Below are 894 nucleotides of genomic sequence, written 5' to 3'. Positions count from 1 at the left end.
GCGTGGTACTGGCTCGATCCCTCGACGCACGCCATGGCCACTGGGCTCCACGAGTGCAACGGCTCCGCGTACTGGTTCAACGCCTCCGGCGCGATGGCGACCGGTTGGGTCCTCGACGGCGGCACCTGGTACTACGCGACGGGATCAGGCGTGCTGGCCTCCGGCTGGGCATACGTCGGCGGCGCCTGGTACTGGCTTGACCCCACGACGCACGCAATGACTACGGGTGTTCAAGAAATCGATGGGGTGCAATACTCTTTTGCTAGCAATGGTGTATGGCTTGGCTAGCAGCTCTTCTTTAATTGCTTTTTTCTAATTACATATTGCTCTTAGCCATCCATTTGTAGACTATGTTTATGTAAAAATTGGTTACTACTGGGGGCTGCACATGGCAAGGAAAAAGCGAATAATATTAATCCTAATCATTCTTTCAACCCTACTGCTCGCTGGGCCCGGTGTGGTTGATATCGCGAACGCAGAACCCATAAGCTCCTCTATCCCTACTGATATTGAGAGGCAATCCGTCCCCTCGACTCTTTCTCCTTCCGATTCAATCGATGATGGTCCTGCTCAAGAATCCGTTAAATGGAATCTGGGTTGGAATTCGTTTGACGGCAACTGGTTCTATGTGGATTCAGTCAATCCGGTCTCGTTGCATTCTGGCTGGCTCTATACCAATGGGGCCTGGTACTGGCTCGATCCCTCGACGCACGCCATGGCCATCGGGCTCCATGAGTGCAATGGCTCCGCATACTGGTTCAATGGCTCCGGCGCGATGGCGACCGGATGGGTGCTCGACGGCGGGACCTGGTACTACGCGACGGGCTCCGGCGCGCTGGCGCGCGGCCCCGTATCCGTCGGCGGCGTGCCCTACTGCTTCGACGCCCGGACGGG

General features: G+C 56.7%; 2 pseudogenes. Both read left to right on the top strand.

The annotated features are described in order from the left end of the window. A pseudogene (locus tag DWY03_RS09965) lies at nucleotides 1-288 on the top strand (hypothetical protein); the annotation flags it as partial. A gap of 100 nt (nucleotides 289-388) precedes the next feature. Beyond that, nucleotides 389-894: pseudogene (locus tag DWY03_RS09960) on the top strand (hypothetical protein); the annotation flags it as partial.

The organism is Collinsella sp. AF23-2 (genome assembly GCF_003459245.1).
Classification (GTDB): Bacteria; Actinomycetota; Coriobacteriia; order Coriobacteriales; family Coriobacteriaceae; genus Collinsella.
The sequence above is the reverse complement of the archived record's forward strand: the minus strand, read 5'-3'. Positions and strand labels throughout refer to the sequence as shown.